The organism is Thiomonas arsenitoxydans, assembly GCF_000253115.1.
Lineage (GTDB): Bacteria > Pseudomonadota > Gammaproteobacteria > Burkholderiales > Burkholderiaceae_C > Thiomonas > Thiomonas arsenitoxydans.
The window spans coordinates 3,458,470-3,474,897 of sequence record NC_014145.1 but is presented as its reverse complement, the minus strand read 5'-3'; the positions used below and the strand labels follow the sequence as shown (position 1 = coordinate 3,474,897).

Annotated in this window: 22 protein-coding genes and 1 pseudogene; 17 read left to right on the top strand and 6 right to left on the bottom strand. The window is 62.6% G+C overall.

Annotated elements, in window-relative coordinates; all coding sequences use genetic code 11:
• Positions 1 to 105: 105 nt before the first annotated feature.
• Genes ureE through THI_RS16455 form a run of 4 tightly spaced genes read left to right on the top strand, consistent with a single transcriptional unit; the run spans position 106 to position 2,472 of the window.
• Entirely contained in the window at positions 106 to 660 is a 555-nt protein-coding gene (gene ureE, locus THI_RS16470; RefSeq protein WP_013107402.1) for an urease accessory protein UreE, read from the top strand.
• Positions 650 to 1,354: an urease accessory protein UreF gene (locus THI_RS16465; RefSeq protein ID WP_013107401.1), complete on the top strand. Its 705-nt coding sequence runs from the start codon at positions 650 to 652 to the stop codon at positions 1,352 to 1,354. Before ureE ends, THI_RS16465 begins: the two co-directional genes overlap by 11 nt.
• On the top strand, positions 1,351 to 2,028 hold the full coding sequence (gene ureG / locus THI_RS16460; RefSeq protein ID WP_013107400.1) for an urease accessory protein UreG: 678 nt from the start codon (positions 1,351 to 1,353) through the stop codon (positions 2,026 to 2,028). The genes THI_RS16465 and ureG overlap by 4 nt, the downstream gene beginning before the upstream one ends.
• A gap of 18 nt (positions 2,029 to 2,046) precedes the next feature.
• Positions 2,047 to 2,472, top strand: a complete 426-nt coding sequence (locus THI_RS16455; RefSeq protein ID WP_041609054.1) for a HoxN/HupN/NixA family nickel/cobalt transporter — start codon at positions 2,047 to 2,049, stop codon at positions 2,470 to 2,472.
• A gap of 82 nt (positions 2,473 to 2,554) precedes the next feature.
• Here the strand turns inward: THI_RS16455 and THI_RS16450 are convergent, their stop codons facing one another.
• The 3 genes from THI_RS16450 to THI_RS16440 form a co-directional block, all read right to left on the bottom strand.
• On the bottom strand, positions 2,555 to 2,869 hold the full coding sequence (locus THI_RS16450; RefSeq protein WP_013107399.1) for a type II toxin-antitoxin system RelE/ParE family toxin: 315 nt from the start codon (positions 2,867 to 2,869) through the stop codon (positions 2,555 to 2,557).
• A gap of 4 nt (positions 2,870 to 2,873) precedes the next feature.
• Positions 2,874 to 3,134 carry a ribbon-helix-helix domain-containing protein gene (locus THI_RS16445; protein ID WP_013107398.1) on the bottom strand — a complete coding sequence of 87 codons (261 nt, stop codon included), beginning with the start codon at positions 3,132 to 3,134 and terminating at the stop codon, positions 2,874 to 2,876.
• Between the two features lie 195 nt (positions 3,135 to 3,329).
• Positions 3,330 to 3,677, bottom strand: coding sequence for a type II toxin-antitoxin system VapC family toxin (locus THI_RS16440; RefSeq protein WP_013107397.1), 348 nt, complete (start codon positions 3,675 to 3,677; stop codon positions 3,330 to 3,332).
• Between the two features lie 35 nt (positions 3,678 to 3,712).
• On the opposite strand from THI_RS16440, the gene THI_RS19520 reads away from it, so the two are divergent.
• Positions 3,713 to 3,844, top strand: coding sequence for a hypothetical protein (locus THI_RS19520; protein ID WP_269450354.1), 132 nt, complete (start codon positions 3,713 to 3,715; stop codon positions 3,842 to 3,844).
• Entirely contained in the window at positions 3,841 to 4,356 is a 516-nt protein-coding gene (locus THI_RS19440; RefSeq protein ID WP_013107396.1) for a hypothetical protein, read from the top strand. The genes THI_RS19520 and THI_RS19440 overlap by 4 nt, the downstream gene beginning before the upstream one ends.
• 139 nt (positions 4,357 to 4,495) lie before the next feature.
• Here the strand turns inward: THI_RS19440 and THI_RS16430 are convergent.
• The 3 genes and pseudogenes from THI_RS16430 to THI_RS16420 form a co-directional block, all read right to left on the bottom strand.
• Positions 4,496 to 4,933 (bottom strand): annotated as a pseudogene (locus THI_RS16430) (Mu transposase domain-containing protein); the annotation flags it as partial.
• A gap of 37 nt (positions 4,934 to 4,970) precedes the next feature.
• A complete protein-coding gene (locus THI_RS16425) occupies positions 4,971 to 5,795 on the bottom strand; it encodes an enoyl-CoA hydratase-related protein (RefSeq protein WP_013107395.1) in 825 nt (274 codons plus the stop codon).
• A complete protein-coding gene (locus THI_RS16420; protein ID WP_013107394.1) occupies positions 5,792 to 6,409 on the bottom strand; it encodes an acyltransferase in 618 nt (205 codons plus the stop codon). The genes THI_RS16425 and THI_RS16420 overlap by 4 nt, the downstream gene beginning before the upstream one ends.
• Before the next feature lie 150 nt (positions 6,410 to 6,559).
• On the opposite strand from THI_RS16420, the gene THI_RS16415 reads away from it, so the two are divergent.
• From THI_RS16415 to pcaF, 11 genes are all read left to right on the top strand, one after another.
• Positions 6,560 to 7,357, top strand: coding sequence for an enoyl-CoA hydratase-related protein (locus THI_RS16415; RefSeq protein ID WP_013107393.1), 798 nt, complete (start codon positions 6,560 to 6,562; stop codon positions 7,355 to 7,357).
• Positions 7,358 to 8,884 carry a 3-hydroxyacyl-CoA dehydrogenase gene (locus THI_RS16410; protein WP_013107392.1) on the top strand — a complete coding sequence of 509 codons (1,527 nt, stop codon included), beginning with the start codon at positions 7,358 to 7,360 and terminating at the stop codon, positions 8,882 to 8,884.
• A complete protein-coding gene (paaI, locus tag THI_RS16405) occupies positions 8,877 to 9,362 on the top strand; it encodes a hydroxyphenylacetyl-CoA thioesterase PaaI (protein WP_013107391.1) in 486 nt (161 codons plus the stop codon). The genes THI_RS16410 and paaI overlap by 8 nt, the downstream gene beginning before the upstream one ends.
• Positions 9,363 to 9,372: 10 nt before the next feature.
• Positions 9,373 to 10,695, top strand: a complete 1,323-nt coding sequence (paaK, locus tag THI_RS16400; protein ID WP_013107390.1) for a phenylacetate--CoA ligase PaaK — start codon at positions 9,373 to 9,375, stop codon at positions 10,693 to 10,695.
• Between the two features lie 44 nt (positions 10,696 to 10,739).
• On the top strand, positions 10,740 to 11,747 hold the full coding sequence (paaA, locus tag THI_RS16395; protein WP_013107389.1) for a 1,2-phenylacetyl-CoA epoxidase subunit PaaA: 1,008 nt from the start codon (positions 10,740 to 10,742) through the stop codon (positions 11,745 to 11,747).
• A gap of 31 nt (positions 11,748 to 11,778) precedes the next feature.
• A complete protein-coding gene (gene paaB / locus THI_RS16390; RefSeq protein WP_013107388.1) occupies positions 11,779 to 12,096 on the top strand; it encodes a 1,2-phenylacetyl-CoA epoxidase subunit PaaB in 318 nt (105 codons plus the stop codon).
• A gap of 10 nt (positions 12,097 to 12,106) precedes the next feature.
• Positions 12,107 to 12,880, top strand: coding sequence for a 1,2-phenylacetyl-CoA epoxidase subunit PaaC (gene paaC, locus THI_RS16385; protein ID WP_013107387.1), 774 nt, complete (start codon positions 12,107 to 12,109; stop codon positions 12,878 to 12,880).
• Positions 12,881 to 12,882: 2 nt separating this feature from the next.
• Positions 12,883 to 13,395: a 1,2-phenylacetyl-CoA epoxidase subunit PaaD gene (gene paaD, locus THI_RS16380; protein ID WP_013107386.1), complete on the top strand. Its 513-nt coding sequence runs from the start codon at positions 12,883 to 12,885 to the stop codon at positions 13,393 to 13,395.
• Positions 13,396 to 13,407: 12 nt separating this feature from the next.
• Complete coding sequence (gene paaE, locus THI_RS16375; RefSeq protein WP_013107385.1) at positions 13,408 to 14,490, top strand: 1,2-phenylacetyl-CoA epoxidase subunit PaaE; 1,083 nt, start codon at positions 13,408 to 13,410, stop codon at positions 14,488 to 14,490.
• 84 nt (positions 14,491 to 14,574) lie between these two features.
• Complete coding sequence (locus THI_RS16370; protein WP_013107384.1) at positions 14,575 to 15,213, top strand: TetR/AcrR family transcriptional regulator; 639 nt, start codon at positions 14,575 to 14,577, stop codon at positions 15,211 to 15,213.
• Positions 15,203 to 16,417 carry a 3-oxoadipyl-CoA thiolase gene (gene pcaF / locus THI_RS16365; protein ID WP_013107383.1) on the top strand — a complete coding sequence of 405 codons (1,215 nt, stop codon included), beginning with the start codon at positions 15,203 to 15,205 and terminating at the stop codon, positions 16,415 to 16,417. Before THI_RS16370 ends, pcaF begins: the two co-directional genes overlap by 11 nt.
• The last annotated feature ends 11 nt before the right edge of the window (positions 16,418 to 16,428 follow it).

The following is a 16,428-nucleotide window of genomic DNA, read 5'->3' as shown; positions in this document are numbered from 1 at the left end:
GACGACTGGTGCAGTCGGACGATGAAGTTATAACGGTTGTTATATTAGGCGGCGCCCCGAATTTCTGCAAACCCGTTTCTGCATACCCTCCCCTTCCGAATCCTCATGCTCACCGTCAACAAACATCTTCCCGCCGCGCGCGGCCTGGCCCCGGCGCTGGTGCAGCGCGCCGCCACAGTCAGCCTCGATTGGGACACGCGCAGCAAAAGCCGCTTTGACGCGCACGACAGCGCCGGTCGTCACCTCGCCGTGTTTTTGCCGCGCGGCACGGTGCTGCGTGGCGGCGACCTGCTGGTGGCTGAAGACGGCTCAATGATCCGTGTGCAAGCCGCGCCGCAAGCCGTGCTGCAAGTGCGCGCCTGCCCGGCGCATGGCACGGCCACCGATCTGCCGCGCGCCGCGTATCACCTGGGCAACCGGCATGTGCAGCTCGAAGTGCAGGCCGACTATCTGCAGTTCGAGCCCGACCCGGTGCTGGCCGACATGCTGCGCCGCATGCACCTGATCGTCACCGAGATGGAGGCCCCGTTCGAGCCCGAGGCCGGGGCCTATGGCGAGGGCGGCGGGCATGGGCAGCATGGGCACGATCATGGGCACGGCCATGCGCATGCGCACGACGACCATCACGGGCAGGGTCACGATCATTCCCATGGGCATTGAGCCGCAAGCCTGCCCCGCCCCGCAACTCGCGATGATGTGGCTGTCCTCCCCCGCTTTGCCGGTGGGTGGGTTCAGCTATTCCGAGGGGCTGGAAGCGTCGGTGGACGCGGGCTTCGTCACCGACGAAGCGCAGACACTGGCCTGGCTGCGCGGTCAGTTGCAGCTCACGCTTGCGCGCAGCGAACTGCCGGCTGCCTGCGCCGCGCATGCGGCCTGGTCTGCAGCAGACCTCGCAGCGCTGCGCGCCGTGCAGACCTGGGTGCTGGCCACGCGCGAAACCTTTGAGCTGCGCCAGCAAAGCCAGCAGATGGGCCGCTCCATGCTGGAGTGGCTACGCAATCTGCGCCCCGACCATCCCGCACTGCCGCTCGCTGCTCAACTCGAACCCGCGCCCGCCTGGCCGCTGGCCTTCGCCCTGGCTGGCTTGGCCCTGGGGCTGGACGCCGAACAGATGGCGCACGCGCTGGCCTTCTCCTGGCTGGAGAACCAAGTGCAGGCGGCGCTGCGGGCGGTTCCGTTGGGCCAGAGCGCGGGGCAGCGCCTGCTCGCCGCGCTTGCGCCCGACATTCCCGCCGCCGTGGCGCAGGCACGAAACCTGCAACACCGTATGGACGACTGGCAGAGCTTCTCGCCCCTGCTGGCCATTCTCAGCAGCCGTCACGAAACCCAATATTCCCGACTGTTCCGATCATGAGCGCACACCCCTCCACCGCGGCCAACGCCTCGCCGCTGCATCACATTCCCCATCGCACCAAGCGCCTGCCGCCGCTGCGCGTGGGCATCGGCGGCCCGGTGGGATCGGGCAAGACCACTCTGCTTGAAATGCTGTGCAAGGCGATGCGCAGCCGCTACGACCTCGTCGTGGTGACCAACGACATCTACACCAAGGAAGACCAGCGCCTGCTCACCGTGGCGGGCGCGCTCGAACCTGAGCGCATTCTGGGCGTGGAGACCGGCGGCTGCCCGCACACCGCCATCCGCGAAGATGCGTCGATCAATCTCGAAGCGGTCGACCGCATGCTGGAGCAGTTTCCGAATGCCGACATCGTGTTCATCGAAAGCGGCGGCGACAACCTGGCTGCCACCTTCAGCCCGGAACTCAGCGACCTGACGATCTACGTCATCGACGTGGCCGGCGGCGAAAAAATTCCGCGCAAGGGCGGCCCCGGCATCACCAAAAGCGACCTGTTCGTCATCAACAAAACCGACCTCGCTCCGCATGTGGGCGCCAACCTCGACGTGATGCGCGCCGACACCGAGCGCATGCGTCCCAACAGACCCTACGCCATGACCAACCTCAAGACCTTGGACGGACTGGACGCCGTGGTGCAGTTCATCGAAACCAAGGGCTTGCTACAGGCGGGCTGACTCTTGCACCTTCCGACCATGCCGACCTCCAACCGACCGGGCTTGGGCCGACTCGACCGACGCGCCCTCACCGCCACGGGCCTCACCCTGCTGGCACAGCCTGTCGCGGCGTGGGGTTGGCTGCTGGCGCTGCTGCCCGGCCATCCGGCGCTGATGGGCATCGGTGCGATGGCCTACTTTCTCGGTCTGCGCCACGCCTTCGATGCAGACCACATCGCCGCCATCGACAACGTCACCCGCAAGCTGCGCCAAGACGGCCAGCGCCCGGTGGCGGTGGGGCTGTTTTTCTCACTCGGACATAGCGGCGTGGTCGTGCTGCTGTCGGTTGTCGTGGCGCTGCTGGCGCGCGATGCCCATACGCTGATCCAGTCTGCAGGGGTGGCCGGCGGAGACCAGCGTCTTGGCGCCGATGCTGATTTAAGTCACATGCCGATAGACAACTAAGCCGTGGCAAACGAGATGCACGCAGCGTCATGTTTGAATTTCGGCACATTGTGGTGATGCTGATTTCTGTCGGCCAGTCCAACTACAAGCCGAAATCGTCCCGGAACCGGTCGATCTGGTGCATCCGCTCATGCAGGAGGGTCACGATGCCAATGTCCCCATTCCAGAGGCGGCGCCAATAGACAAAATGCCGTTCGTAGCGGAAAAAATAACCTTCAATGCCAAAGTCGGCGGGAATAGGCTTGGAATGGGTCTGGTGGGAATCGATGCCGTCGAAAGCCTCGAACAGCCCGTTGATGTAGCGGTCGGCTTGTTCCGTACCCCAGCGATCGCGCGTGTAGCGGTAGATCTCGTCGAATCTCCAGGACGCCGCTTCCTGAAGCCGAATTTGGGCCACGCCGTCAGCCCCGGTTGCGCGCGATCACCTCGGCGGCAGATAGGGGGCGGTACGAACTCTCCGGGGCGGCGAAGGCATGGGCCAGCTCGGCCTTTAGCCGGTCAAAAGCCTCCTGCTCTTTTCGCGCTTTGTCACGGCGGATCAGGTCGCGCATGTATTCGCTGATGTTCTCGTAATCACCTTGCTCGCCCACATTGGTGGCGACGAATTCACTGAGTGGCCCGCTGAGACGCACCGTCATGGTCGTGGTCGTTGTTCGGGACATGCTTGGCTCCTGTCATTTTCGGTGTATTCAATATAAATGAATATGAATACGGCGGCAAGAATGCCGCAAGCCACTCCTGGCCCCGCGCCGGTCGGTTGGAAGCGTCTGGCTATCAACGATCCGCCGAAGAAAGCAAAAGCAGACCCAGCCGAGGTTCGGTGCCCTGCAGTGGAACGACAACACAAGTCTTCTGCGTCAGGCGGAAGTCGTCCAGTTCTCGACGACCAGCCCGGCATCGGCGTAAAGCGCAAAATCGGCGGCGTTGTTGGTCACTAACGTGATCCCCAAGGAGATGGCATGCGCAGCGATCATGCGGTCGAAGCTGTTTTTTCTGGCTGGAAACTGCCGGGAGAGATTTCCAAAAAAAGCCGCAGCTTGCCTGTCGAAATCCTTGATAACCAAGCTGTTCGACAGCGCGGTCAACTCGGGCGGGCTGTTATGCACCTCCAAACCGCAACACAACTCAGCCCAAGTAATCGAGCTGACCCCAACCACGCAGTTAGCGGTTTTGCACGAGCGGCTTGCCGGCACGACGGGTCCCATTGCGGTCGCGTTGCGCGAGTTCGTCGAGGCGGAACTTGGCCACCCATGCGCGCAGCTGGGACCGCGGCGAGGTCATCGAAGTCAAACAGCATGTGCAGGACTTGGTCGACTCCAAACGCGCCGCGCGCGCCCATCGCGACACCGATCGCCTGGTGAGCGCCTGGTGAGCGCCGCGCCCGCCTGCCGCGATCTGCTGCGTCAGGCCGCCGAACGCGGCGAGCCGCTCGGGCGCATGGCCCGCGCCCTGGGCGAGTTGCTCGACCCGTATGGCGCCGCCGAACTGCAGCGCGCCGCGCTCGACGCCTTGGGGCGCGGCGTTCCCCACGTCTCGGCGGTGCGCCTGGCGTTGGAGCGCCGCCGCCTGCAGCGCTACGATCCACCGCCCGTAGCCGTGCCGCTACCGCCGCAAGGAGGCCCAGGAGCGCACCACGGCATCCTGGCGCAAAACCCCGCGCGCCCAGCCATGAGCCCCGCACCTCAACCCTCGGGCATCACCCAGGGCTTGACCCTCTTGATCGACCCGCACTGGTCGCCCGAGCAGGCACTGGCCGTCGTCGAATTCCTCGACGACCTGCGCGCGCGCATCTGGGCGCACTACGAGCTCGCGCTGCAAGCCAGGCTCCGCGACGACCGCACCACCGCGCTCGACATCAACGGCGTCGACGACCCCCCGTTCTGACATCCTTCCAGTCGCCGTCCCGGACCACGACGCCGGGCTGTCTTCGTTCGCCCCGGCGCCGCCTCGCTTCCTCAAATCGCTCCCCGCCGTTCTCGCCGCCAAATAACGCCGCCAAATTTACGCGGATTCAGAACGCCGGCAACACTCCGGGCTTTCTCTGTAGCAGCGGGATGTAGTGCTGCCAGTCGTACCGGGTCTCGCCCGCGTTGCTCAGTCGCTCGTGGCGGGCCACGATGGCGTTATCCGCCACGATGGCGACGCTGCCCGGGTACAGCCGCGTGCTGCCCCTCCGCCCCACCCGTTCGCACGGCACCGAATAGCGGCAAGCGCGCCACCGACACCAGGCAGGTGCTGGAGACCCGCGCGGGCTTCTCGACGTAGCCATCGAACGGCACCGGCATGGGCATGAGGTGCGCGCGCTCGTGCTCCAGCATCTCGGCCACGCTGAACTGGGTGTGCTCGGGGTGGCGCACCTCGTCCCACAGCGCGCGGCAGCGCTCGCCCAGCCAGGCGTTGAGAGTTCGGTGAAGCTGCCGAACTTGATCTGGGCCGCGCAGGTCCAGATGCGTCGGCGCGCTGAACCGTTGCGGTGTCCATGGATATCCCAATACGGTTCAGATCAATTCCGGCTCTGCGACCCAGCTCGGATCGCGCTTGTCGACGAAAGCGGCGAAGCCCTCACTCGCCTCGACAGTTGCGCGCACACGTGCAATAGTTTGCGCGGTCACTTTCGAAGTGGCGTCGTCGACTGGCCGGATCGGCAGACTGCTAAACAATGACTTAATTTCGCGCAGCGCTGCAGGACCGCTCCGAAGTAAACCGCGCAAGATCTCGAGCAACGCACCATCGATTGCCTCGGGCGCGACGACCTGATGTGCCAGACCAATCGACAGCGCTTGTTGCGCCGACAGCACCCGGCAAGTTAGCGCCATTTCCATCGCCTGACGACGGCCTATCGCGTTAACTACATATGGGCCGACCACCGCTGGCAAGATGCCAAACTTGGCTTCGGTGAGCGCAAACCGAGCGTTGTCCGCAGCAAGCACGATATCGGCAGCGCAGGCTAGTCCCATTCCACCTCCGTAGGCCACGCCTTGTACCACTGCGACCACTGGTTTTGGACAATAGGCGACAGCGCGCATCATGTTCGAGAACCGCCGGGCATCCTCGATGTTTTCAGTTTCGTCGGCCTGTGCTGCACGGCGCATCCAACCGATGTCAGCGCCCGCGCAGAAATGCTGACCCGCGCCACGCAGCACAACAGCACGCACCGTCTCATCCGTGCCGAGCGCCTCGAACGCCTTCGTCATTCGCGCAATCTGTGCTTCATCGAAGGCGTTGTGTACCTGCGTGCGGTTAAGAGTGACGACAGCTAGCCCGGACGCACTTACCTGAACGCGAAGTTCAGTTGAATCGGTGTAAGCCTGCTGCTGCATCATGATTGCACTCCTTCTTTGCGACGCAACGCGATCAAGGGCTCAACTTGTAGCGCGCGCAGCGCGGGTCGACCCGCATCGAGCGCAGTTAGCGGTTGAACCTCACGTAGGCAGGCATGGCAGCGCCGAGCCAAATCCTGGTAGGTGCGAGTACCTTCAAGTTTCCAGGCGATCTCTTCCGGGCTCAATTCGCGGCGCAGCTTGGCGGGCATTCCAGCCACCAGCATGCGTGCGGGAACCACCATTCCCGCAGGCACAAAAGCGCAGGCTGCAACGATCGCCTGCACGCCGATCTCGGCGTCGTCCATGACGACGGCGTTCATCCCGACCATCGCATCGCGACGCACAATGCAGCTGTGCAACACAGCGCCATGGCCGATATGTCCATTGACTTCGACCACGGTGTCATGCCCGGGGAAACCGTGCATCACGCACCCGTCCTGGATGTTTGCGCCCTCGTGCAGCACGATGCGGCCAAAGTCGCCGCGCAGACTGGCGCAAGGGCCGACGTAGCAACCGGGACCGACCTGTACATCGCCTATCAAGACGGCGGAAGGGTGAACATAGGCGGTCGGATCGACGACTGGGATCACGCCCTCGATGGCATAGCTGGGCACTGTAGCGTCTCCTTAGGGTTTTTCCTGAGTTTAATTTGACTTGCATCAACGATTTTGCAAGCTTAGTATTGACCGACCGGTTGGTCAATACTGTTTGACTGCTCTGGTAAGCAGCCTACATGCCGCAATGCCACTTCCCCTATTTTTGTGATGAGTCACACTCAAACAGCTCTGCGCGTCGATCAGACCGAATCAGTGGTCCGCATCACCTTAGACCGTCCCGATGCTTTGAACGCGCTGAGTGGGGCGCTCATGGCCGAATTGCTGCACGTGCTTGACGCCGTCGCCTCGCGCGCTGCAGTGCGTTGCGTCGTGCTCACCGGCGCGGGGCGTGCGTTCTGCGTCGGACAAGATCTTCGTGATCCCGCGGTTGCTCCAGACGGCACGCCAAAAGATCTGGGCGCAGTGATCGAAACTGGCTACAAGCCGTTGGTGCTGCGATTACGGTCAATGCCTGTACCGACGCTTGCGGCGGTCAACGGTATCGCAGCTGGTGCAGGGGCTTCGTTAGCGCTGGCGTGCGATCTGGTGGTGGCGCGGCGCAGTGCGATCTTCGTCCAGGCGTTCTCCGGGATCGGATTGATTCCTGACAGCGGCGCGACCTGGGCACTGCCGCGACTGGTCGGCCGCGCACAAGCGGTGGGGCTGGCGATGCTAGGCGAAAAAATCAGCGCCGAACGCGCCGAACAGATTGGACTGATCTGGTCTTCGGTTGAAGACGACATGTTTGATGATGCGGTGAGTCAGCTTTCCGTTCGCTTGGCTGCATTGCCCACGCGGGCTCTGGTGCGCGCAAGAGAGCTGATCGACGCAGGGTCTTGCAGCACTTTGGGGCAGGCGCTTGATGCTGAGGCTGCCGCACAGCGAGAGTTGGGTTTTGCTGCCGATTATGCCGAAGGCGTCGCCGCGTTCAAGCAAAAACGCCAGCCTCGGTTCACGGATCGATAAATGGATGCCATGATGACAGCACGATCTCGTGTTTGGGTTCTGGGAGCCGGCAGCATGGGCGCCGGAATTGCACAACTTGCCGCGCAGGCTGGCCATGCTGTGTGTCTATACGACACTCGAGCCCCTGCGCTCGAGCGCGCCCTCTCAGCAATCGCTGCCGATCTCGACGGCGCAGTTTCCCGCGGCAAATTATCCCCGGAACAGCGTCAAGCCATATTCGAGCGCATTCAGCCCACCAACGACATTGAATCCGGTCGGGGTAGCGGCATCGTGATCGAAGCGATCACTGAAGATCTCTCTGCGAAACAGGAGATTCTAGGCAGCGTCCAAGCGTTCGTCGCCGACGATGCGCTGCTTCTGAGCAATACCTCGTCGCTATCGATCACGGCCATCGCCGCTGCGCTACACCGACCTCAGCGTGTCGCCGGATGGCATTTTTTCAATCCCGCGGTAAGGATGAAATTGGTCGAAATCATCCCTGGTTTGCAGACCGATTCTTCGGTGGTCGAAACTCTACGCACCCTGTCGCAGGAATGGGGAAAGATCCCAGTAGTCGCGCCAAACGGACCTGGCTTCATCGTCAACCGCGTCGCGCGCCCTTACTACGCCGAGGCGTGGCGGTTGCTGGCTGAGGGGGCCGCTCCCGCGGCTGCAATCGACGCGTTGTTGCGCCAGTGCGGTGGATTCGCCCTCGGACCATTCGAGCTAATGGATTTGATCGGCCACGACATCAACCTGGCTGTGACCGAGTCAGTGTTCCGCAGTACCGGATACGACTCGCGCTATGCACCGGCTCTGATGCAACAAGAACTGGTTCGCGCCGGGCGTCTCGGCCGTAAAAGCGGCAACGGTGTGTATCAATACCGGGATGGCGCAACTACCGTGCCAGAAGTCGAAGCAACAAAGCCCGCCAATGTGCTTCCGATGGTGCGCTATGCCGCGGTGCTGAAGTCGCTCGCCCCTTTGGTCGACCGGCTGCGCCAAGCTGGAGTTGCGCTCGTCTTGGATTCGCTGCTACCGGAAGATGCTCTCGGTGTCGGTGCGGCCACGGTAGTGTTAACGGACGGGCGAATTGCCGCACAGCGTGCTGCGGAGGAGTCGTGCCCTTCCCTGATACTGCTCGACTTGGCACTTGACTTCGCAAGCACGCCGCTACTTGGAGCATGCGCAACAGACGCGGCGCGATCTGATCTCGCGGTGCTTGCCGCGGCGCTTGCGATGACTGGCTTGAAATTGATCGAACTGGCTGACGTTGCCGGGCTGGTCGTCGCGCGAATCGTCGCGATGCTGGTCAATGAAGCCGCCGATCTGGCGAGCTGGAACGCGGTGCGCGCTGCCGACATTGATCTCGCGATGAGGCTCGGCACGGCTTACCCGCGCGGCCCGCTGGTCTGGGGTCAGACTTTGGGCCCAGCGCGCGTACACGCACTGCTGCACAACCTATTCGATCACTATGGCGATTTTCGCTACCGGGCTGCGCCGCGACTGTCTGCTGCCCGCTGGACTGGAGCTGCTCTCGATGCCTGAACCGCAAGTCACTCCGAACGAAACTGTCAATCTGTCCGCGCAGGAACTCGCCGAGCGCGTGCGTGATCGTATGCACGAGAACGACTATGCAACGCGAGCGCTCTCCATCGCCATCGTCGAAGTCGGCCCTGGAACGTCGCGCGCCCGCATGACGGTGCGCCGAGACATGCTCAATGGCTTCGCCATCTGCCACGGCGGGTTGATCACCACTCTGGCCGATACTGCCTTTGCCTATGCCTGCAATGCCCATAACGAAGTCACCGTCGCCTCTGGACTAAGTGTTGACTTCCTGGCGCCAGCCAATGAAGGCGACGTACTCGATGCCGAGTGCCATGAACAGTCGGCCAGAGGCCGTACCGGCATTTACGACGTCGCTGTCAGCAATCAGCGCGGAGAACGCGTCGCCCTGTTCCGCGGCCGCTCTTACCGGCTGCGTGGCAAGGCGGTAGTCGACGTCCACGACGACACCAACAAATGAGGAGACCATCATGCTGAGCCCCGTCGCCACAGCCGTTAAACCGGAACCGATCGAGACCGCCAGCCGAGACGAGATCGCCTCGCTGCAGCTCGACCGCCTGCGCTGGACGTTGCACCACGCCTACGAAAACGTACCGCATTATCGCCGCGCCTTCGATGCCAAGGGGGTGCATCCTGACGATCTGCACAGTCTTGAGGACCTGGCAAAGTTTCCTTTTACTGCCAAGTCTGACCTGCGCGACAACTATCCCTTTGGCATGTTCGCGGTTCCGCGCGAGCGCATTGTTCGAGTCCATGCCTCGTCCGGAACCACCGGCAAGCCGACCGTCGTCGGCTACACGCAGCGCGACATCGATACCTGGGCGAACCTGGTTGCCCGCTCAATCCGGGCTGCTGGCGGAAAACCAGGCGATATCGTCCATGTGGCCTATGGCTACGGGCTATTCACCGGGGGTATGGGGGCGCACTACGGCGCCGAGCGACTGGGATGTACCGTGGTGCCCATGTCGGGCGGTCAAACCGAGAAGCAGGTGCAGTTGATTCGCGACTTCCAGCCCGACATCATCATGGTCACCCCGAGCTATATGCAGGTGATCATTGAGGAGTTCGCGCGCCAGGGCTTGGACGCACGCGACTGTTCGCTGCGTATCGGCATTTTCGGCGCCGAACCATGGACTGAGGCGATGCGGCGCGAAATCGAATCCAAGGCCAGTCTGAAAGCGGTCGACATCTATGGCTTGAGCGAGGTGATGGGCCCGGGGGTCGCCTGCGAATGTGTCGAGACTCAGGACGGGCCAGTGATCTGGGAAGATCACTTCTATCCCGAGATCATCGACCCGATCACCGGCGCACCGCTGCCCGACGGCAGCGAGGGCGAGCTGGTGTTCACCACGCTGACCAAGGAAGGGCTGCCGATCATTCGCTATCGCACGCGCGACCTCACCCGGCTGCTGCCGCCAACTGCGCGCGCCTTCCGCCGCATGGGCAAGATCGTTGGGCGCAGCGACGACATGCTCATCGTTCGCGGCGTCAACGTATTTCCGACCCAGATCGAGGAGATCGTGATCCAGCACGACAAGCTCTCGGGCCAATACCAAATTCACTTGAGCCGCGACGGCCATCTCGACAAAGTCGAGGTTCACTGCGAGCTCCAGCCCACGCTCGGCCATGTCAGCGACGCCGAGCGCCAGCAAATCGCCGACTGGCTGACGCACCGCATCAAAACCCTGGTCGGGATCAGCACTCGAGTTTGCGTGCTGCCGCCGGATTCGATCGAGCGGACCCTGGTCGGCAAGGCTCGGCGTGTCATCGACCATCGCCACAAAGGCGGCTAAACCGCTACGCACCGAGCGCCCATTGCTTCATCAAGGAGAACAGCATGTATACCCAAGCCATGGATCTAATGCCTAAGGGAGACGGTAAGCCGTCCGTTCCGCTGTCGGCAACCGAGCAGCAATTGCTTGATCGATTCGAAGCACGGATCGACGACGGCGCTTTTGTCGAACCCAAAGACTGGATGCCCGATCATTACCGTCGGACGCTGGTGAGACAGATCAGCCAGCACGCACATTCCGAGATCGTCGGCATGTTGCCCGAGGGCAACTGGATCACGCGCGCACCCACCCTCAAGCGCAAAGCCATCTTGCTCGCCAAGGTGCAGGACGAAGGCGGCCACGGCCTTTACCTCTATGCCGCCGCAGAGACGCTGGGTGTGTCGCGTGACGAGCTGATCGATCAGTTACACGCTGGCAAAGCCAAGTACAGCTCGATTTTCAACTACCCGACATTGAGCTGGGCCGACGTCGGTGTCATCGGCTGGCTGGTCGACGGAGCGGCGATCATGAACCAGGTGCCGCTGTGCCGCTGTTCATATGCACCATACGCGCGAGCGATGATCCGCATCTGCCGCGAGGAGAGTTTTCACCAGCGACAGGGCTATGACGCACTGCTGGTGATGATGCGCGACGGCACGCCGCGTCAGCGTGACATGGTGCAGGACGCAGTGAACCGCTGGTGGTGGCCGAGCCTGATGATGTTCGGCCCGCCTGACGAGGCCAGCAACCATTCGGAGCAGAGCATGCGTTGGGGCATCAAGCGCATTTCCAATGACGATCTGCGGCAGAAGTTCGTCGACGCCACGGTACAGCAAGCCAAAGTGCTCGGCGTTTCTCTGCCCGATCCTGAACTGCGCTGGAACGAAGCCCGCGAGCATTTCGACTTCGGTCCAATCGATTGGGATGAATTCTGGCGGGTGGTGGGCGGCGACGGACCGTGCAATCGAGAGCGGCTGGCTGATCGCGCTCAGGCTTGGGACGAAGGCGCATGGGTGCGCGAAGCGGCGCTGGCACATGCCGCGAAATCAACAACGCAGCGCAAGGCCGCTTGATCCTCCATTCTTTTCTACTAGGGGAAACTCAATGCATTCAACAGAAAAATCCGAAGCTGCCGATAGCCGCGACGAATGGCCTTTGTGGGAGGTGTTCGTGCGTAGCAAGGCCGGGCTCGACCACAAGCACAGCGGCAGCCTGCATGCGCCCGACGCCAAGCTGGCCATCGAAATGGCGCGCGACGTTTACACACGAAGGCAGGAAGGCACAAGCATCTGGGTGGTGCGCTCCGACCAGATCGTCGCCAGCGATCCAGGCGACAAGGGTATGTACTTCGATCCGATGGAAGACAAGGTGTACCGCCATCCGACGTTCTACAAGCTGCCCGATGAAGTCAACCATATGTGAGGCGCCCGCCATGCGAGATTCGATCACCGTCAGCACCGATCCCACGGTGCGCTACTTACTTCGATTGGCTGACACGTGCTTGATCCACGCCCAGCGACTGGGCGAATGGTGTGGTCACGCACCGATCATCGAGGAGGACATCGCGCTGACCAATATCGCACTTGACCTCATTGGGCAGGCACGTGGCATCCTCACTCGTGCGGGCCAACTCGGCGGGCAGCAGCTCGACGAGGATCAACTTGCCTTCCTGCGCGACGAGCGCGACTATCTCAACCCCACACTGGTTGAACTGCCGCGTGGCGACTTTGCCATCGCCACGGTGCGCAACCTGATGGTTGCCGCACTGCTCGAACCGCTATGGATGCGGCTGCAGGCATCAAGCGACGCCGAAGTCGCTGCAGTCGCGGGCAAAGCGGTCAAGGAGGCGCGCTACCACCATCGGCACGCTGCTGACTGGCTGGTGCGATTAGGTGACGGAACAGCCGAATCGCGTCGCCGTATCGAAACAGCGCTCGACCGGCTTTGGCCCTATTCGCGCGAACTGTTCGAGCCCGACGCAATCGACGAAGCCGCGTTTGCATCTGGTCTTGGGCCGCGCTGGGCCGATCTGCGAGAGCCGTGGATGGCCGCAATGCGCGACGCGATTGACAGCGCCGGGCTGGCGATCCCAGCCGAAAAAACCTTCCTCAGTACAGGTCGAATGGGCATCCACAGTGAACACATGGGCCACATGCTTGCTGAAATGCAGTACCTGCAACGCAGCTATCCCGGTGGGGTGTGGTAATGATGAGTGCGTCAACAGAACGCACGGCACGCGCCTGGGTCGTACTTGACGCTGTTCCCGATCCAGAGGTGCCGGTGCTCTCGGTGCGCGACCTTGGCATGGTTCGCGGGGTTGACCTGGCTGACGACGGCACGCTCGACGTGTTACTCACCCCGACGTATTCCGGTTGCCCGGCCACGGAGATGATCGAGCGAAGCGTGATCGAAGCGCTCGACGCGGCCGGACTCGGCCCCGTGCGGGTGACACTGCGCCGCGCTCCAGCATGGACTACCGACTGGATCAGCGACGAGGGTCGACGCAAACTGCGCGAGTACGGCATTGCCCCGCCGACCCACGTCGTGGGAGAGACTGTGCCGATCCGTATCGTTCGTGGCGCCGCTGTCCCCGCTCCGTCTTGCCCGCGCTGCGGCAGCGCTGATACCGAGCAAATCTCGGCGTTCGGATCGACCGCATGCAAGGCACTGTGGCGGTGCCGTACCTGCGGCGAACCCTTCGACTATTTCAAGCCGATTTGAAAGAACCCCTTCATGGACACCCGCTTCTATCCGCTGCGCGTTCGCGCTGTCGAGCCCGACACCGACGAGGCGATGATCGTCAGCTTCGACGTGCCTGACGACCTCGCCGACCGCTTCGCCTTCACCCAGGGCCAGTACCTCAACCTGCGCGCGACCATCGACGGTGCCGAGGTGCGGCGTTCGTACTCGGTCTGCGCTGGTGTTGACGACGCCGTGTTGCGTATTGGCGTGCGCAAGGTTCGCGGCGGAGTGTTTTCGAACTGGATTGCAGAAAACCTGCATGAGGGCGACACCATCGACATCATGCCGCCGCAGGGCCGGTTCTATGTGCCGATCAATCCTGAGGAGAAACGCCATTACCTTGCGATTGCCGGAGGAAGCGGTATTACCCCAGTTCTATCGATTTTGAAAACTGTGCTCGGCCGCGAGCCGCAAAGTCGTTTCACCTTGATTTATGGCAACCGCAGCCTGCGCTCGACAATGTTCAAGGAGGAACTCGAGGATCTGAAGAACCGTTATTTATCGCGCCTCGAAATCCACCATGTGTTCTCTGAGGAGAATGCGCAGTCGCCTCTGCACCACGGACTGCTAGACCGCGAGCGCATCGGGCAGTTTCTGTCACTGGCGATCCGTCCGCAGACCATCGATCATGCTTTTGTCTGCGGCCCGCACCTGATGAACGACGGCGCAGAGGCTGCGCTGCTAGCCGCCAACGTAGCGTCCGAACGTATCCATATCGAGCGCTTCAACCTGCCTCAGGGTAAGCCCGAAGCCGGGGCCGCTATGCACGAGATTCAATCTCGCGATGCTGCACACAGTCGGGTCATGATCGTGCGTGACGGTCAGCGCCGCGAAATCGAGGTGCGCAAGGGCGATCCGAGCGTGCTCGACGTCGCGATCGCTGCGGGGATGGATCTGCCTTTCTCGTGCACTTCTGGGGTCTGCGGTACTTGTCGGGCCAGACTACTGTGCGGCGAAGTACGGATGGACCGCAATTTCGCACTGGAGAAAGCCGACGTCGATGCGGGATTCATCCTGACCTGCCAGTCGCATCCATTGACCGAGCAGGTCGAGATTTCATTTGATGATCGTTGAAGTGATGCTGATACGCCCACTTCGATCACGGCCCAGCCGAGCATCGTTTTTTCGCTTCGGACGGCCTGACGCAGGCTGAAATCCATGGCTCGAGGACGCGCAGCCAATTACGACGACCAGCGTGCCGCCATTCTGGCGCATGCGGCGCGTCTGTTCGCACGGCAGGGATACGCCGCAACGTCGATGAATCAGGTGGCTGACGCCAGCGCCTTGTCGAAGGCGGCGCTGTATCACTACTTCCGCGACAAGTATGCACTGCTGACCCACATCGCAGAGGCCCACGTGAGGCGCTTGCTTGAGGTGACGTTGGAGGTTGAGACGCTGTGCGGCGAACCCAGGCGATTTTTAGAGGCGCTGATCGAACGTTTTGTGCGTGAATACGCAAGCGCGCAGGACGCGCACCGCGTACTGACCGAGGACGTGCGCTTCCTCGAACCTGTTGACCGGGATCGCATTCTCGGTATTGAGCGTGAGGTTGTCGCACATTTCGCCCGGGCGATCGCAGCAACTCGCCCCGAGCTTGAACCTGCCTCGCTGGACAAGCCCTTGGCCATGTTGCTGTTCGGCATGATCAATTGGCTATTTACCTGGTTCAAACCGGGACAGCCGCTCGACTACCCCACTCTAGCCCCGTTGGTCGCCGACCTGTTTCTCAATGGCGTCAGCGGCCTGCACATCACACCTGTCATTCGACCCGAAGGAGAACAAACCCATGTCACATGAACGCCAAGCCTGGATCGTCGACGGAGTGCGCACCCCATTTGGCCGCTATGGCGGCGCGCTGGCTCCCGTGCGCGCTGACGGCCTCGGTGCCATTCCCGTTCGCGCGTTGATCGGGCGACATCCTGGCATCGACTGGAGCACTGCAGACGAATTGTTCTACGGCTGCGCTAACCAGGCCGGCGAGGACAACCGTAACGTCGCGCGCATGGTCGGGCTGCTCGCGGGCCTGCCGGTCGATGTTCCTGGCTGCACGGTGAATCGACTTTGCGCCTCTGGGTTGGAAGCCGTGGCGCAAGCGGCCCGCGCGATCCGCTGCGGCGAAGCGGATCTGGTCATCGCTGGCGGAGTCGAAAGCATGTCGCGTGCGCCGTTCGTGATCGGCAAAGCGGAGACCGCTTATTCGCGCAGCGCGCGCATCGAGGACACGACGATCGGCTGGCGTTTCGTCAACCCGGCCATTCAGTCGCAGTACGGGATCGACTCGATGCCCGAGACTGCGGAGAACGTCGCCACCGAATTCAACATTTCCCGCGACGATCAGGATGCGTTCGCACTGCGCTCGCAGCAACGTTGTCTGGCGGCGCAGCAAGCTGGCTTTTTCGACGGCGAGATCGTGCCAGTTCAGGTGCCTCGCGCCAAGGGTGATCCGGTCGTCGTGACGCGCGACGAGCATCCCCGTGGCGACACGACCATCGATGACCTGCGAAAACTGCGTGCGGTGATACGCCCCGGCGGCAGCGTCACCGCCGGTAATGCTTCGGGCGTCAACGACGGCGCGTGTGCGCTGCTGATCGCTTCCGACGATGCGGTGCGGCGCTGGGGGCTCACACCTCGGGCTCGTATCGTCGGCGCATGCAGCGCCGGGGTTGCGCCGCGCGTCATGGGCGTGGGCCCAGTTCCAGCGACTCGCAAGCTGCTCGACCGCATCGGTTGGTCGCTTGAGACGATCGACGCCATTGAGCTGAACGAGGCGTTCGCAGCGCAGTCGCTCGCCGTGCTGCGTCAACTCGGCCTTCCCGACGACGCGTCGCAAGTCAACCCCAACGGAGGCGCTATCGCGCTTGGTCATCCGCTTGGTGCGTCTGGCGCGCGATTGGCGCTAACAGCGCTGCGTCAGCTCGAACGCAACAACGGGCGTCGGGCTCTGGCCACGCTGTGCGTCGGCGTTGGCCAAGGTATGGCCCTGGCGCTCGAGCGTCCCTGATCCACCTGAAC

What these genes read in the sequence shown, in the direction of transcription:
- paaC (WP_013107387.1), top strand. Translation starts at nt 12,107, where the DNA reads ATGCGAGATTCGATCACCGTCAGCACCGATCCCACGGTGCGCTACTTA.
- paaA (WP_013107389.1), top strand. Translation starts at nt 10,740, where the DNA reads ATGTATACCCAAGCCATGGATCTAATGCCTAAGGGAGACGGTAAGCCG.
- THI_RS16370 (WP_013107384.1), top strand. Translation starts at nt 14,575, where the DNA reads ATGGCTCGAGGACGCGCAGCCAATTACGACGACCAGCGTGCCGCCATT.
- paaE (WP_013107385.1), top strand. Translation starts at nt 13,408, where the DNA reads ATGGACACCCGCTTCTATCCGCTGCGCGTTCGCGCTGTCGAGCCCGAC.
- THI_RS16415 (WP_013107393.1), top strand. Translation starts at nt 6,560, where the DNA reads ATGAGTCACACTCAAACAGCTCTGCGCGTCGATCAGACCGAATCAGTG.
- paaI (WP_013107391.1), top strand. Translation starts at nt 8,877, where the DNA reads ATGCCTGAACCGCAAGTCACTCCGAACGAAACTGTCAATCTGTCCGCG.
- paaD (WP_013107386.1), top strand. Translation starts at nt 12,883, where the DNA reads ATGAGTGCGTCAACAGAACGCACGGCACGCGCCTGGGTCGTACTTGAC.
- ureE (WP_013107402.1), top strand. Translation starts at nt 106, where the DNA reads ATGCTCACCGTCAACAAACATCTTCCCGCCGCGCGCGGCCTGGCCCCG.
- paaK (WP_013107390.1), top strand. Translation starts at nt 9,373, where the DNA reads ATGCTGAGCCCCGTCGCCACAGCCGTTAAACCGGAACCGATCGAGACC.
- ureG (WP_013107400.1), top strand. Translation starts at nt 1,351, where the DNA reads ATGAGCGCACACCCCTCCACCGCGGCCAACGCCTCGCCGCTGCATCAC.
- paaB (WP_013107388.1), top strand. Translation starts at nt 11,779, where the DNA reads ATGCATTCAACAGAAAAATCCGAAGCTGCCGATAGCCGCGACGAATGG.
- THI_RS16440 (WP_013107397.1), bottom strand. Translation starts at nt 3,677, where the DNA reads ATGGGACCCGTCGTGCCGGCAAGCCGCTCGTGCAAAACCGCTAACTGC.
- THI_RS16410 (WP_013107392.1), top strand. Translation starts at nt 7,358, where the DNA reads ATGGATGCCATGATGACAGCACGATCTCGTGTTTGGGTTCTGGGAGCC.
- pcaF (WP_013107383.1), top strand. Translation starts at nt 15,203, where the DNA reads ATGTCACATGAACGCCAAGCCTGGATCGTCGACGGAGTGCGCACCCCA.
- THI_RS16465 (WP_013107401.1), top strand. Translation starts at nt 650, where the DNA reads ATGGGCATTGAGCCGCAAGCCTGCCCCGCCCCGCAACTCGCGATGATG.
- THI_RS16445 (WP_013107398.1), bottom strand. Translation starts at nt 3,134, where the DNA reads ATGTCCCGAACAACGACCACGACCATGACGGTGCGTCTCAGCGGGCCA.
- THI_RS16425 (WP_013107395.1), bottom strand. Translation starts at nt 5,795, where the DNA reads ATGATGCAGCAGCAGGCTTACACCGATTCAACTGAACTTCGCGTTCAG.
- THI_RS16455 (WP_041609054.1), top strand. Translation starts at nt 2,047, where the DNA reads ATGCCGACCTCCAACCGACCGGGCTTGGGCCGACTCGACCGACGCGCC.